Below are 15,086 nucleotides of genomic sequence, written 5' to 3'. Positions count from 1 at the left end.
ACCGCCGGCACACCGGAGGGCTTCCCGGCTCTCGGACCGGAGGGGCAGGGGCCGGCCGCTGCCGGTGCCGACGGGAGGTCAGGGGCGGTCCGGCGGACGGATGGTGCCGGTCGCGAGGGCGTCGGTGAGGGCCTGGGTGAGGGTGCGGGCGAGGGCGGCGGCCTGCTGGAGGCTGGTGTCGAAGGTGGCGAGACGGGCGAAGGCCGCGCCGAGCGCGCGCTGTTCGGCGAGCGGGAGGCGGGGGAGTTCGACGCGGCGGATGTCGAGGCGGGCGGTGGTGGAGGCGTGGCTGGCGGCCCGGCGGGTGGAGGCGGTGGAGCGGAACTGGCCGGCCAGGAAGTCGGGGTCGAGCGCGGCCGGGTCGGGGCGCAGGAGGTGGAGTTGGCGGCCGAGTGCGGCGCCGGCGAGCGGGCTGCCGGGCTCCACGACCCTGGCCACGCCGCCGCCGAGGGCGGGGACGAGGACGTCACCGGGGCGGATCCGGACGTCGCCGGCGGCGCCCGCCGAACCGGCCGGGCCCGCCGGGTCGAGGACGGCGCTGGGCGGGTTGCCCGCGACGAGGTCCTGATCCGTCAGCACGGGAGTACCGGCCGGGTCGGCGCCGGCCGGGCGGGCCGGCGCGCCGGAGCCGGAGGAGTAAACCTCCAGCACCCCACCGCGGACCAGCTCCCCCACCGTCACCACCGGGGAAGCCTGGGAGACCGGGCCCCCCGCTGCCGGGGCCCCCGCGGCAACGGAAGCAACCCCGCCGGACGCGCCCGCCCCGGCGACGGCCGGCTCGGGCAGCAGCGAGCCCGGGTCCGCGAGCCCGCCCAGCAGCTCGCTCAACCGTCCGCTCAGGTGGGAGAGTTCGGCGGCGCCGCCGACCGGTGAGGCGGGCGGGACGTGCCGGGTGGGCGAGAGGTCGGTCTCGTCGTCGAGCAGGTCGATCGCGGCCATCGCCCGGTGGACGCCCGGCCGGTCCTCCGGCAGCGGCAGGCCTTCGCGGGCGGCGAGGTCGAAGGCCCGCCAGGCGTCCAGGACGGTCCGGCGCAACTCGGCCCAGTGGACCTTGTCGCGCCCGCCCTCCCCTGGCTCCGAGCCGGACGACGAAGCGGCTGGCGACGCCGACGACGCGTCGAGCAGCAGCACCTGGCGGAAGTCGTCGCCAGGCCGGGGCGCGCGCAGCACCCACAGGTGGAGCGGCACCCCGTACGGCGGGGCGGCGCCGGCCGGCAGGGCGACGACGGCCCGCAGGGCGCCGGAGCGCAGCAGTTCGGCGCGGACGCGGCGCCCGGCCCGGCGGGTGGCGACGGTCGGCGGCAGCAGCAGCGCGGCGAGGCCGCCGGGGCGGGTGTGGGCGAGGCAGTGCAGTACCCAGGCGAGTTCGGACTCGCCGCGCGGTGGGACGAGGCCGCCCGGCCAGCGCGTGTCGAACTGCAACTCGTCGTGGCCCCAGTCCCGTTCGTTGTAGGGCGGCTGGCAGAGCACGGCCTCGAAGGTGTCGCCGGGGTAGCCGTCGGCGCGCAGGGCGTCGCCGGCGCGGACCTCGGCCGGGAGCGGCCCGGGGTCGGCGGCGGGCGTGTGCAGGGCGAGCCGCAGACAGGCGAGCGCGGCGGTGACCTCGTCGGCGTCCTGGCCGTAGCGGCCGGTGGTGGGCGGGAGCGCGAGCAGCAGGGCGCCGAGGCCGGCGGCCGGGTCGAGCACGGTGGCGGGGACGCCGGCGACGGCGGCGAGCAGGTCGGCGGCCTCGGGCGGGGTGGGGCTGAGCTGGCGGGTGTTGGCCTCGGCGTACCGGGTGAGCAGTTGCTCGTACGCGCCCGGGGCGCCGGCGGCGGAGGCGAGTTCGGCGAGCAGGCGGGCGAGGTCCAGCTGAGTGGAGCCGAGCAGGCCGGGGAGGCGGAGGCCGGCGGCGCCGTCGCCGAAGGTCCGGACGGCGGTGTCGGCGAGCGCCCGGGGCAGGGCGGTGGCGAGCCGGGTGTCGGGTTCGGCGGCGAGGGCGGGCCAGCGGCCGGGCTCGCGGTGCAGCAGCAGGAGGACGCTGCCGGCCTGGACGAGCGGCGCGGCGGGGTGGCCGGCGGGGTCGCGGAGGGTCTCCAGCAGCTGCCAGACGCGTTCCAGCAGCGGTAGTTCGGCGATCTTGCCCTGGTCGCGGAGCCAGCCGGCCACCTCGTCGAGTGCGAAGGTCGGGCTGCTGTCGGTGCCGCCGACCGGGCGGGGGAAGTCGGCGTGGCGGCGGCGCCAGTTGCTGACGGCGGCCCGTCCGACCCCGGCCAGCCGGGCGATCTCGACGGCGGTCACCTCGGGACGGTCCGGCATGGGGGCTCCTTCGGCGCACGCGGGGCTGGGGTGTGACCACACAGCATAGTCAGCACCTTCCAGCTCGGAGTTCACACGTGAACAGAGAGGTTTCGTGAATGAGTGTTGACATGGTTCACAGCGAATGGTGTGATCTCTCTGTCGGCACCGCAGAGGGCGCCGACACCACACCACCGAGAACCGGGAGAAACCCCATGTCCGTCACCACCCGCACCACCCGCACCACTCGCCGCAACGCCGCCCTGCTGCTGGGCGCCGCGCTCGTCGCCCTCACCGCCACGGCCTGCAACTCCACCGGCGGGTCCACCGTCTCCACCGAGCCGAAGCAGACCTCGGCCGCCACGGCCGCCGCCGGCTCCACCGGCGCCGCCAAGCCCGCCGAGTCCAAGCCGGCCGAGTCCAAGCCGGCCGACGCCCCCAAGGCCGCAGCCAAGCTGGGCGACACCATCGCGCTCAAGGGCAACGACCCGGCCGACACCGCCGACGTCACCCTGGTGAAGGTGGTGGACAACGCCGAGGGCGAGGACGAGTTCACCCACCCGGCCGACGGCAAGCGCTTCGTCTCGGTGCAGTTCCGGATCAAGGCGAGCGGCAAGAAGGCGTACAGCGACGTCCCCGGCAACAGCGCCAAGCTGCTGGACGCCCAGGGCCAGGCCTTCGGCTCGACGGTCGCCGACACCAAGGCGGGCCCGAGCTTCCAGATCCCCGCCAACATCGCCCCCGGGGAGAGCGCCCTCGGCTTCGTCACCTTCGAGGTGCCGAAGGACGTCAAGCTCGACAAGGCCCAGTTCGGCCTCGACAGCGGCTTCGCCCCGCAGACCGGCCAGTGGAAGCTCGGCTGACCCGGGGCCGCTCACGCCGAACGCACGACGGCGGCCTCAGGCACCATGGCCCGAGACCGCCGCAAGGCCCGCCGAAGCGGGCGGGCTCACCCGCCGGAGCGGGTGGCGAACCTCCCCGCCGCTACTTCTTCGCCCCCGCCAGGTCGTCGAACATCGCCGACAGGAACTCCCGGCACCACCCCAGAAGTTCACGCCCGACCAGCGGCTTGCCGCCGATCCGGCCGGTGGCCGGCCGGGGCACCAGCAGCTGCTGGGCGGCCACCTTCACCTGGCTGCGCGGGTAGAGCCGGTTCAGCCGCAGCTGCTGCGACTCCCGCAACTCGACCGGCCCGAACCGTACGTTGGAGCCCTGCAAGGTGATGTCCGAGATCCCGCAGCGCCGCGCGTACAGCCGCAGCGCCGCCACCAGCAGCAGGTTCTCCACCGGCTCGGGCAGCTTGCCGTACCGGTCCACCAGTTCGTCCCGGACCTGCTTGATGTCGTCCTCGGAGTTGACCGCCGCGATCGAGCGGTACGCCTGGAGCCGCAGCCGCTCGCCCGGGGCGTAGTCGTGCGGCACGTGGGCGTCGACCGGCAGCTCGATCTTGACCTCCAGCGGCTCCTCCTCCGGCTCGCCGCCGCCGGCCAGCGACTCCCGGAACTCGGCCACCGCCTCGCCGACCATCCGCATGTAGAGGTCGAAACCGACGCCCGCGATGTGCCCGGACTGCTCGCCGCCGAGCAGGTTGCCCGCGCCGCGGATCTCCAGGTCCTTCATCGCCACGTACATACCGGCGCCCATCTCGGTGTGCTGGGCGATGGTGGCCAGCCGCTCGTGCGCCGTCTCGGTCAGCGGCTTCTCCGGCGGGTACAGCATGTACGCGTACCCGCGCTCGCGGCCACGGCCGACCCGGCCGCGCAGCTGGTGCAGCTGGGAGAGGCCGAAGGTGTCGCCGCGCTCGACGATCAGGGTGTTGGCGTTGGAGATGTCGATGCCCGACTCCACGATCGTGGTGGAGACCAGGACGTCGAACTCCTTCTCCCAGAAGTCGACGACGACCTTCTCCAGCGCCGTCTCCCCCATCTGCCCGTGGGCGGTGGCGACCCGCGCCTCGGGGACGAGGTCCTTCAGCCGGGCCGCCGCCTTGTCGATCGACTCGACCCGGTTGTGGATGTAGAACACCTGGCCCTCGCGCAGGAGTTCACGCCGGATGGCGGCCGAGATCTGCTTCTCGTCGTACGGGCCGACGAAGGTCAGGACCGGGTGCCGCTCCTCCGGCGGGGTGGTGATGGTGGACATCTCGCGGATGCCGGTGACCGCCATCTCCAGGGTGCGCGGGATCGGGGTGGCGGACATGGTCAGCACGTCCACGTTGGCCCGCAGCTTCTTCAGCTGCTCCTTGTGCTCGACGCCGAACCGCTGCTCCTCGTCCACGATGACCAGGCCGAGGTCCTTGAACCTGGTCTCGGCGGAGAAGAGCCGGTGGGTGCCGATGACGACGTCCACCGAGCCCTCGAAGAGCCCCTCCAGCACGGCCTTCGCCTCGCTGTCGGTCTGGAAGCGCGACAGCGCCTTCACCGTCACCGGGAAGTTGGCGTACCGCTCGGCGAAGGTGGAGAAGTGCTGCTGCACCAGCAGCGTGGTCGGCACCAGCACGGCCACCTGCTTGCCGTCCTGCACCGCCTTGAAGGCCGCCCGGACGGCGATCTCGGTCTTGCCGTAGCCGACGTCGCCGCAGATCAGCCGGTCCATCGGGACGGACTTCTCCATGTCGGACTTGACCTCGGCGATGGTGGTCAGCTGGTCGGGCGTCTCCGCGTACGGGAAGGCGTCCTCGAGCTCGCGCTGCCATGGGGTGTCCGGGCCGAAGGTGTGGCCGGGGGCGGCCATCCGGGCCGAGTACAGCTTGATCAGGTCGGCGGCGATCTCCTTGACCGCCTTCTTGGCCCGCTGCTTGGTCTTCGCCCAGTCCGCGCCGCCGAGCCGGTGCAGCGTGGGAGCCTCGCCGCCGACGTACTTGGTGACCTGGTCCAGCTGGTCGGTCGGCACGAAGAGCCGGTCGCCGGGGTGGCCGCGCTTGGCCGGCGCGTACTCCAGCACCAGGTACTCGCGGGTGGCGCCCTGCACCGTGCGCTGCACCATCTCGACGTAGCGGCCGACGCCGTGCGCCTCGTGGACGACGTAGTCGCCGGCCGCCAGTGCCAGCGGGTCGATCGCGTTGCGGCGCCGGGACGGCATCCGCCGCATGTCCTTGGTGGAGGACTTCTGGCCGGAGAGGTCGGTCTCGGTGATGACGGTCAGCTTGAGCGCCTCGTCGACGAAGCCGTGCTCGATCGAACCGCAGGAGACGTAGACGACGTCCCGGGTCGGCGCCTCGGCGAGGTCGGCGACCAGCCGGGCCGGAATGCCCTCGTTGCCGAGCACCTCGGCCAGCCGGGAGGCCGGGCCGTGGCCCTCCGTCACCATGACGACCCGCCAGTCGGCGGCCAGCCGCTCCTTGGCGTCGGCGATCGCGCGGGCGGTGTCGCCCCGGTACGCCTCGACCGCGTGCATGCCCAGCGTCAGGGTGTTGGCGTCGAACTCCAGGACCGTGCTGACCGAGGCGTCGCTGGTCGCGAACGGGCTGACCGACCACCAGGGCAGGCCGATCTCGGCCGCGTGCTCGCGCACCTCGGCGAGCGAGCGCAGCGAGGCGGCGGAGACGTCGATCGCCTCCAGGTCGATCGGCCGGTCGCCGCCGGCCGCGGCCGCCACCCAGGAGGCGTGCAGGAACTCCTGGCTGGTCGCCACCAGGTCGGCGGCCCGGGTGCGGACCCGCTCGGGGTCGCAGACCACGGTGACCGAGCCGAGCGGCAGCACGTCCAGCAGCAGCTCCATGTCGTCGACCAGGACGGGCGCCAGCGATTCCATGCCCTCGACCGCGATGCCCTCGGCGATCTTGTCGAGGATCTCCGCCAGCCCCGGGTGCCCGGCGGCGAGCTCGGCGGCCCGCGCCCGCACCTCGTCGGTCAGCAGCAGCTCGCGACAGGGCGGCGCCCAGAGGCCGTGCTCGGCGATCTCCAGCGAGCGCTGGTCGGCGACCTTGAAGTACCGGATCTCCTCGACGTCGTCGCCCCAGAACTCCACCCGCAGCGGGTGCTCCTCGGTCGGCGGGAAGACGTCCAGGATGCCGCCGCGGACGGCGAACTCGCCGCGCTTCTCGACCAGTTCGACCCGGGCGTAGGCGGCCGCGGCGAGCCGCCGGGCGATCTCCCCCAGGTCGTGCGACTCGCCCCGCCGGACGGCCACCGGCTCCAGCTCGGCCAGCCCCTTCACCTGCGGCTGCAGCACCGACCGGACGGGGGCCACGATCACCTGCACCGGGCCGGCCGCCGGGTCGTCCGCCCGTGGGTGCACGATCCGGCGCAGCACCGCCAGCCGGCGGCCGACCGTGTCCGAGCGCGGCGAGAGCCGCTCGTGCGGCAGCGTCTCCCAGGCCGGGTACTCGGCGACCGCGTCGGGCGGCAGCAGCGAACGGAGCGAGGCGGCGAGGTCCTCGGCCTCCCGGCCGGTCGCCGTGACGGCCAGCACCGGGCGGCCGCGCTCCCCCGCCGCCTGCCCGGCCAGCGCGCGGGCCAGCGCGGCGATGGCGAACGGCCTGGCGGCGGGCGGGCCGACCAGGTCCAGGTGGTGGCGGCCGCCCGCCGCGGCACCGGTGGCGGTCGCGGCCTCGATCGCCTCGGCGAGCGCCGCGTCCCGCGCGACGACATCGAGCAGTCCGGTCAGGCTCATCTGGAGTCTCTTCTTCGTCCCGTGGCTGGTGCTGCCCGGGGCGGCAGAGGCCCGCCGGGGCAACGCGAACGGCCCGGCACGCCGAGCGGCCGGGGGTCTCCAGCCTACGCCGCAGCACCGACACGCACGTGGCGCACGGCCGGGGCACGCCCGCGCGGACGGCCGCCGCCGCACCCGGACGAGGACGAAGCACCGGCCGCGGGCTGCGACTGCGCCTCCGCGATCTGCCACGAACTGGACATACTCCTGTCACTGCCCGTCCATGGAGATCGCGCACCATGGTGAATGTGCCCGCCGCACCCAACCGTGGGGGATGGCTGCGGAGGCACAGTCGCACACCCGATGGGGGTCGGGGGTGCGAGGCCGGGCGACCCTGGGTGGGGGCGCCCGCCCAAGCGCCGGGAACCGTGGCGCCCTTTCCTGGAGGGCGCCACGGGTCTCGGCCTCTTTCGTTCGCGGCGCCCGTTCGCCGTACCCGTTCGTCGTCCGCGTTCGCCGTCCGCGTCGCAGCGCTTGTCCGCGGTCCTCGTTCGCGGCGCTGCGCACATCCGCACCCCGCATTTGCGCGAACGCTCACCCGGGCCGGTCCGCCCTCCCTACCCTGTGGTGAAGACCGTGTGGAGACGCCCGGAGGGGCCAGGGGGCGTCGCGATGGAGGGGGTTCTTCGTCATGCGCGTTGTCATCGCAGGCCAGGGGTACGTGGGGCTGCCGCTGGCGGTCCGGGCGGCCGAGGTGGGACACCAGGTGGTCGGCTACGACGTGGACGAGCGCCGGATCAAACGGCTGGCGGTCGGCGAGTCCTACGTCGAGGACATCCCGGCCGAGCGGCTGCGGCCGTTGCTGGAGAACGGAACGTACCTGCCGTCGGCCGAGCCGGCCGACGTGGCGGGCTTCGACATCGCGGTGATCACCGTGCCGACCCCGCTGCGCGACGGCGTGCCCGACCTGTCGTACATCGAGGCCTCGGCCGCCCTGCTCGCCCAGCACCTGCGGCCGGGGGCGACGGTCGTCCTGGAGTCCACCACCTATCCGGGCACCACCGAGGAGCTGCTCGCGCCGCTGCTGGAGGTGGGGTCGGGGCTGACCGCGGGGCGGGACTTCCACCTCGGCTACAGCCCCGAGCGGATCGACCCGGGCAACCCGACCTGGCGGCTGGAGAACACCCCGAAGGTGGTCTCCGGCATCGACCCGGCGGCGCTGGCGGCGGTCGAGGGCTTCTACGGACAGCTGGTGGAGCGGACGGTGCCGGTCTCCTCCTGCAAGGAGGCCGAGCTGACCAAGCTGCTGGAGAACACCTTCCGGCATGTGAACATCGCGCTGGTCAACGAGCTGGCGATGTTCGCCCACGACCTCGGCATCGACGTCTGGGAGGCGATCGACGCCGCCTCCACCAAGCCGTTCGGCTACCTCCGCTTCACCCCGGGGCCCGGCGTCGGCGGGCACTGCCTGCCGATCGACCCCTCCTATCTGTCCTGGCGGGTGGAGCGGGCGCTCGGCCAGTCGTTCCGCTTCGTCGAGCTGGCCAACGACGTCAACAGCCACATGCCCGACTACGTGGTGCGCCGGCTCGGCGAGGCGCTGAACGAGCGGCAGCGCTCGGTGAAGGGCTCCCGGGTGCTGCTGCTCGGGCTCGCGTACAAGAAGAACACCGGCGACGCCCGGGAGACCCCGGCGGCCCGGATCGCCGAGCTGCTGGGCCGGATGGGCGCCGAGGTCCGCGCCGCCGACCCGCACGTGGTGGTCGGGGTGCACGTCCCGGAGCCGGTCATCCCCGGCCAGCGGGCCGCCGAGCAGGACCGGCACGGCGACCCGTTCGCCGCCGTCCGCCGGGTCGAGGCGACCCCGGAGGAGCTGGCGGCGGCGGACGCGGTGGTGCTGCTCGCCGACCACGACGAGTTCGACTACGACGCGGTGACCGCGCACGCCCGGTACGTGCTGGACTGCCGCCGCCGGCTCTCCGGCGCGTCGGTCGAGGTGCTCTGACCGTCGGTCGGGGTGCTCCGACCGCGCGCCGGCCCCGGACGGCAGAACGCGGTGCCGGGCGTCCGCACCCGCCCGGCACCGCGTAACGGACCTGATCCGGCTACCAGCGGGACAGGTTGATGTCGTACATCATCACCTGGTGGCCCTGGTGGCCGTTGAAGTCGTACTGCTCCCAGTTGAAGACGGTCCAGGAGCCCATGCCGCCCCCGAGATAGGTGACGACCCGGTTGTTGCCCGCGTCGATCCGGTCGACGTTGTAGATGCGGACCGCCATCCAGCCGTCATTCGCAAAACAGAGCTGGCCGCTGTAGCCGTAGTTGTAGACCTTCGCGTAATCGTTGCGGTCACCGCAATCGACCCGGTTCACCGCGTTCGCGCCGGCAGCCGGCAGCAGTGCGGCCGCGGCCGCGGTGAGGACGGCGAGCGCGCCGGCCCGGCGGGCCAGGCCATTTCCGGTGCGACGTTCCTTGCGAGGATTTGCGGGATTTGTGCGGTGAATCATGAAACCCCTCCATCGACGGCGGTTGCGACTCCAGAGATTTACATGGGGCTCCGTCGCCGAACAGTTGATTTCCGGCCAAGCCGAGCGCCGCCGACACATGCCGGAACGGGCCGAAACGGAATGCGCTAGGGTCCGAACAAGCTTGCAGCGCTTGAGGATCGGAGCAGAAGGTTGGCACGTCCACCACATTTGGGACGATTCGCCGCCATCACCCTGGCGGCCGCTTTACCTGCCTTTTCCGCGGGCTGTACCAGTTCATCCGACAGCGGTCCGGCAGAATCCTCGCCGACCCCGCCCGCGATCAGTGCACCGAAACCACCGGAATCCGGGCGCGCCGGAATGACCGGACTTCCGCTCTCCGCTTATCAGGCCAATGACCAGGTGGCCGTGAAAGAGATTCAGGTGAGGAATGCGCTGGTCGTCTCCTGCATGCGGAAGGCCGGGTACACGGCGTTCGACGGCGACGGCCTCCAGGCCGCGCAGGCCCCCGACAACACGACCGCCCTGCCGGCCGGCGCCTGGGGGTACCTCGGGACGGCGGTCGCGGGCGTCCAGGGCTTCCACCCGCCGAAGCGGCCCCTCCCCCGGCCGGCCGGGCCGGCGGCCGGCTCCGGCGAGGCGTACGACAGCGCCCGGGTGGACTGCGACCGTCAGGCGGCGGAGCGGATCGGCTCGCCGTCCGGGCCGGGCACCGAGCTGGTCGGCCGCCTCTTCGACGAGTCGATCGCGGCGACCGGCCGCGACACCCGGGTGACCGCGGCGACCGCGGAGTGGTCCGCCTGCATGGCCGCCGCCGGCTTCCAGGCCGACGACCCGGCGGCGCTGCCGGGCCGGTTCCGGGCCTCCCCGGAGGCCTCCTCCGCCGAACTCGCGACGGCCCGCGCCGACGCGGACTGCACGGACCGGACCAACCTGGCCGGGATCTGGTTCGCCGTCCTGGCCGGCTACCAGCAGCAGCAGATCGACCGCAACGCCGAGGCCCTGACCGCCCAGAAGGAGGCGGTCAGGGCCCAGGACGCGAAGCTCGCGCAGCTGCTGGCGGGCAACGGCTCGTGACCGCGGCCCGGCCGCCGGTCAGGCGGCAGGCATCGGACGCCGGCCGTCCGCCGTCGGCTCGCGGCCCACGGCTCGCGGCCGTCAGCGCCGGTTGTAGCCGACCGTGTTCGGCGTGGCGTATTCGCCGCCGTCGTCGACGATCACGATCTTCGGGATGATCCGGGTCTCCTCCTCCGGCCGACCCGGCGCCACCGGGGCACCGGAGGGGGCGTCGGCGGAGGCGGACGCCCCGCTCGGCGGCGCTGACGGCCGCGGCGGCGCCCCGGCCGGGGCGACAGCCGGGGTGGCGGGCCGGGCGGCCGCCGGAGCAGCGGGCGCCACCGGCCCCGGCGTCACCCGGCCCGGGGTGACCGCCAGCACCGTCGTGGCCGCGTCGGCCGGCCGCCCGCCGCCCACGGGGACGTCCTTGCGCAGGTCGGCCACCGCGATCTCCCCGGTGTCCGCCTCCGAGTCCACCGCCGGCTCGTCCGCCTCCGACGCCTCCGGAGCGTCCGTCGCAGCCGGGGCCTGCGGTGCCGGGGCGTGCGGTGCCGGGGCCTGCAGTGCCGGGGCCTGCGGTGCCGGGGCCTCCTCGGCGGGCTCGATCGCGCCCACCGCCGCGCCGGTGAGCGAGGCGAGGGTGGCCTTGATGTGGTCCAGGTGCTGCTGCACCGTCTCGTGCCGGGCCGCGAACTCGTGCTGCTCGCGCTCGCTCGCCGCGTTGATCCGCTCGGCCTCGCGGCGGGCCTGCTCGACCAGCTCGTCCGCCCGGGCCTGCGCCTCGGCGTCCGACTGCTTGATCTGGCCGAGCACCGTCTCCCGGTGCTGCTCGGCCTCCTTGAGCCGGCGCTCGGCGGTCGCCGAGACCTCGGCGTCCTCGGCGTCGGCCCTGGCCTCGGCCGCGGCGAAGGTCTCGTCGGCCTTGCGGCGCAGCTCGGCCAGCTTGGCCTCGGCCTGCTCGGACGCCTCGGCGGCCGCGACCCGCACCTTGGCTGCGTGGGCGGTGGCGGAGTCCCGCAGCGCCCGGCTCTCGCGGTCGGTCTCGGCCCGGAGCGTCTCGGCCTCGGCCCTGGTCCGCTCGTCGGTGCGCCGGGCGGCCTGGTCGGACTCGGCGCGGGTGGTGGCGGCGTACTCCTTGGCGGCTTGGCCGAGGGCCTGGCCGGCCTCGTAGACCTCGTCGCGCAGGTCCTCGGCGAACCGCTCGGCGGCCTCCCGGACGGCGCGGGACTCGTTCTCGGCCATCCGGGCCAGGCCGGCGGCCTGCTCGCTGAGGACCTGGTAGTCGGGTTCCGGGGCGTCGGCGGCGGCCTGTTGGATGTTGGCCAGGCGGCGCTCCATCTCCCGGATTCCGGCGCCGAGCACACTCAGCCGCTCCCACGCCTCGTCGCGCTGGGCGGTGAGAGCGGTCAGCGCTCGGTCGACCTGCTCGGGCGCGTAACCGCGCCGGGCAGCGGTGAAGCCGTACTGGGGGACGGCGTCGCTCATGGGCTCTTCCCCTCGGGTCGCGGGCTGCGGAGCCCATGATCGGACGGATCGGACGGATCGGGAACCCGATCGAGGACCACGTCTCACTATCGACGAAATACTGATCGGAATGTGTCGAGGACCGGACGAGTAGACCCATCCTCTTGACCTATTTTGCGCAGATCGGGGCGAAACCCCAACGAGGCAGAGCCGCGACGGCACGTCGAAGGGGTCGTTCCGGACACCGGAACGACCCCCTCCACCTGCGCGGATCCGGGACGACCTGCTACAACAGGCCGTCCCAGAACTGCTCCAGCAGGACGGCCCACCAGGTGTCCGCCGACTGCAGGGCCGCCGGGTCGATCGCGGCGAGCTGAGACTGGAAGTCGGTCGTCCAGCGACCGGCCTGGTCCGGCGTCAGCCCGTACCGCAGCCGCCACATCCGGCCCAGCAGGGCCAGGGCGCGGACGAACTCCGGTACACCGCTGTTGACGAACCGAGGCGGCTCTCCGGTTCCGTCCATGTCCACCGCGACCACGTGCGCTGTGCCGTACTGCACACAGAGCTGGCGGCCGTAGTCGTTGCCGAGCACGAGGTAGCCGCCGAAGTCCGGGCCGCCGGACAGGCCGCGCTCGGCGGCCAGCTCGGCGAGCGTCGGGATCGGGCGGCCCTCCTGGGCCTGGGCCCAGAAGAACGGGCCGAACTCGCGCGGCAGGCCCGCCCACATCAGGGTCTGCGCCACCGGCTCGGGGACGCCCTGGCGGGAGACGGCGCGCTGCTCGAAGCGGAACACGTTCGGGCCGAAGGCCTGCCCGAGCTCCTGGGCGAGGTCCTGCGGTGCGATCGGCGGCAGCGGCGGCACCGTCCCCGGCGCGGGCAGCGGCACCCGGAACGGGCGGACCCGCTGGGCGCCGGAGGCCAGCTGGTGCAGCTCGTCCAGGTGGTCGAGCAGCTGGGCCATGCCGGCCTGGCGGGAGTGGTGGTCGCGGCCGTAGTCGGCGGTGTGGGTGAGCCGGACGTTCGGCCAGGAGGCGGCGATCATCCGGTTGCAGTAGCCGCCCGGGAGGTCGCAGGACTCCAGCTCGGTGTAGAGCTCCAGCACCTGCTCCGGCGGGACGTTCAGCCGCCGCAGGTCCTGCAGGATCTTCCACTCCGGGTGCGGGGTGCCGGGCTCGCTGCGGTGCAGCAGCTTCTGCTCGGAGCCGTCCGGGCCCCGGTAACTGAGCGCCGCGAAGTAGCCCGGGCCGACGGCGGGCACGCCGGGCGGCACCGGGGCGCCCTGCGGCGGGCCGGGGACGGGCGCCGGCGGGACGGCCGCCGGGGCGGGCGCCGGTGCCGGAGCGGCGGGCGAGGCCGCACCGGGGTAGCCGTAGCCGGCCGCGGGCGCGCCGGGGCCCGGGCCACCGGGCGGCGGCGGGACGGCCGGACCGCCGGACGGCGGCGTCCCCGGGTCGACGGGCGCGCCGGGGGCGGCGCCGAGCAGCGCCGGGTCGATCGCGCCGGCCAGCTGGGTGCGCTCGTACGCCACCCCGGCGCCGGGCGTGGCGCCGGCGGACGGGGCCGGCGCTGCGGGCGGCCCGGCCGGGGCGTCCGCGCCGCGCAGGCCCCCCGGGGGCGGGGGCGGCGGGGTGCTGGCCGCGTTGCGGCCGCCCGGGCTCGCGACGGGCGTGCCGGAGCCGGGCGTGTGGCGCAGCCCGCCCGGCGGGGGCGGCGGCGGGGCCGAGCCGGAGTTGCGGCCGAGCGAGACGGGGGCGCCGGACTGGCCGGACGCGCCGCCGCGCAGCGCGGCGGGCGGAGGCGGCGGCGGGGCGCCGCCCGCGTTGCGGCCGAGCCCACCCTGCGACGCGTCAGCGGCGGGGGCGCCGGGGCCGGGGGCGCCTGGCAGACCGGCCAGGCCGGGCAGACCGTCCGGCGAGGCCAGCATGGTCGCGGCGTACTCGACGGGCGCACCGGGGCCGGGCGCCGGCGTGCCGGGGCCGGGCGCACCGGGCAGACCGGCCAGCCCGGGCAGACCGTCCGGCGGCGCCAGCATCGTCGCCGCGTACTCGACGGACGGGCCGGCGGGCGGGACCGCGGGAGTACCCGGAAGCGGCGCGCCGGGGCCGGGGGCGCCCGGCAGGCCGGCCAGCCCCGGCAGACCGTCCGGCGGTGCCAGCATCGTCGCCGCGTACTCGACGGACGGGCCCGCGGGCGGGGCCGGGGGCATGCCGTAGTCGCTCACGGGCAGCAGTTCGGTGGCCGCCTCGGCGCCGGGCCGGGGCTCGCCGGGCAGGCCGGCGCCGTTGGTCCGCAGCCCGTCGGGCAGCAGCACGGTCGCCGCCTCGACACCGGCGGAGCCGGCCGAGGGCGCGGGCGCGGCCGGCGCGACGGGTTCGACTGGCGCGGGCTGCGGGGCGGGGAACGCCGGCTCGTCGTGGCCGGGCGGCGGCGCGAGCATGGTCGGCGCGTCCCCGGCGGGCCGCTCGGAGACCGGCGGCGTGGTCAGCACCGCGGGCGCCGGCACCGGCGCCGGAACGGGCTCAGGCGCGGGCTCAGGCACGGCAGCCGGCACGGGCTCAGGCACGACGGCCGGCACCGGAGCAGCGGGAGCAGGAGCGGGAACAGCCGGAGCCGGAGCCGGTGCCGGAGCCGGTGCCGGAGCAGGCGCCGGCGTCCCCAGCCGCTCGGCCTCAGCCGCGATCGCCGCGGCGCCCGCCTCCTGGAGCCACTGCGGCGGGCTGAGCAGGAAGGACGTCGCCTCGACCGGCCCGGGTGCGGGCCGCGCCGCCCCGGCGGGGTTGGCCGCCACCGGCCGCCCGTAGACCTCTTCGTACTGCCGGACCACCTCGTTGACGGGCAGCGCGGGCCAGAGCGTGCTGGCACCGGAGTCCCGGGCGATCACCAGCCGCGCCTCACCGGCCGAGCCGCCCGAGCCGCCCGAGCCCGCCGAGCCGCCCACGCCGCCGGCCTCGTCCGACCCGGAACCCTCGCCGGCACCGCCCGGCTCACCCGAGCCGTCGGCGGGCTGGACCGCCCAGCAGACGAAGCCCAGGTCGAACTCCCGGACCCGTACCTCGCGCTGCTGCGAACGCGGCACCCCGCCGTTGATCCACTCGTCGGCGAGCTCCTGCGCCTGCGCGTACGTCACCACGCCCGGTTCACCCCTGTCCCCTTCATCCCCGCTTGCTGCTTCGTACCGGCCTGCCGCTTCGTACCGGCCTGCCGGGCACC

At 75.1% G+C, this 15,086-nt stretch carries 8 protein-coding genes; 3 read left to right on the top strand and 5 right to left on the bottom strand.

Annotated features, from left to right (window positions below; all coding sequences use genetic code 11):
* Positions 1 to 78 precede the first annotated feature (78 nt).
* The gene (locus ACZ6NC_RS30065; RefSeq protein ID WP_465736967.1) at positions 79 to 2,298 is read right to left on the bottom strand and encodes an N-6 DNA methylase; all 2,220 of its coding nucleotides are present in this window, start codon (positions 2,296 to 2,298) and stop codon (positions 79 to 81) included.
* A gap of 194 nt (positions 2,299 to 2,492) precedes the next feature.
* Here ACZ6NC_RS30065 and ACZ6NC_RS30060 point away from each other — a divergent pair, with 194 nt between their 5' ends.
* Positions 2,493 to 3,140: a DUF4352 domain-containing protein gene (locus ACZ6NC_RS30060; protein ID WP_465736965.1), complete on the top strand. Its 648-nt coding sequence runs from the start codon at positions 2,493 to 2,495 to the stop codon at positions 3,138 to 3,140.
* A 121-nt stretch (positions 3,141 to 3,261) separates the two neighbouring features.
* On the opposite strand, the gene mfd is transcribed toward ACZ6NC_RS30060, so the two are convergent.
* Positions 3,262 to 6,891, bottom strand: coding sequence for a transcription-repair coupling factor (gene mfd / locus ACZ6NC_RS30055; RefSeq protein ID WP_465736963.1), 3,630 nt, complete (start codon positions 6,889 to 6,891; stop codon positions 3,262 to 3,264).
* A gap of 670 nt (positions 6,892 to 7,561) precedes the next feature.
* On the opposite strand from mfd, the gene ACZ6NC_RS30050 reads away from it, so the two are divergent.
* Complete coding sequence (locus ACZ6NC_RS30050) at positions 7,562 to 8,875, top strand: nucleotide sugar dehydrogenase (RefSeq protein WP_465736961.1); 1,314 nt, start codon at positions 7,562 to 7,564, stop codon at positions 8,873 to 8,875.
* A 100-nt stretch (positions 8,876 to 8,975) separates the two neighbouring features.
* On the opposite strand, the gene ACZ6NC_RS30045 is transcribed toward ACZ6NC_RS30050, so the two are convergent.
* Positions 8,976 to 9,377: a beta/gamma crystallin domain-containing protein gene (locus ACZ6NC_RS30045; RefSeq protein WP_465736959.1), complete on the bottom strand. Its 402-nt coding sequence runs from the start codon at positions 9,375 to 9,377 to the stop codon at positions 8,976 to 8,978.
* Positions 9,378 to 9,779: 402 nt separating this feature from the next.
* On the opposite strand from ACZ6NC_RS30045, the gene ACZ6NC_RS30040 reads away from it, so the two are divergent.
* Positions 9,780 to 10,433: a hypothetical protein gene (locus tag ACZ6NC_RS30040; protein WP_465736957.1), complete on the top strand. Its 654-nt coding sequence runs from the start codon at positions 9,780 to 9,782 to the stop codon at positions 10,431 to 10,433.
* 81 nt (positions 10,434 to 10,514) lie between these two features.
* Here the strand turns inward: ACZ6NC_RS30040 and ACZ6NC_RS30035 are convergent, their stop codons facing one another.
* Entirely contained in the window at positions 10,515 to 11,897 is a 1,383-nt protein-coding gene (locus ACZ6NC_RS30035) for a hypothetical protein (RefSeq protein WP_465736955.1), read from the bottom strand.
* A 265-nt stretch (positions 11,898 to 12,162) separates the two neighbouring features.
* The gene (locus tag ACZ6NC_RS30030) at positions 12,163 to 15,006 is read right to left on the bottom strand and encodes an SUKH-4 family immunity protein (protein WP_465736953.1); all 2,844 of its coding nucleotides are present in this window, start codon (positions 15,004 to 15,006) and stop codon (positions 12,163 to 12,165) included.
* Between the last annotated feature and the right edge of the window lie 80 nt (positions 15,007 to 15,086).

It is taken from the genome of Kitasatospora sp. NPDC041988, from assembly GCF_055588525.1.
The sequence above is the reverse complement of the archived record's forward strand: the minus strand, read 5'-3'. Positions and strand labels throughout refer to the sequence as shown.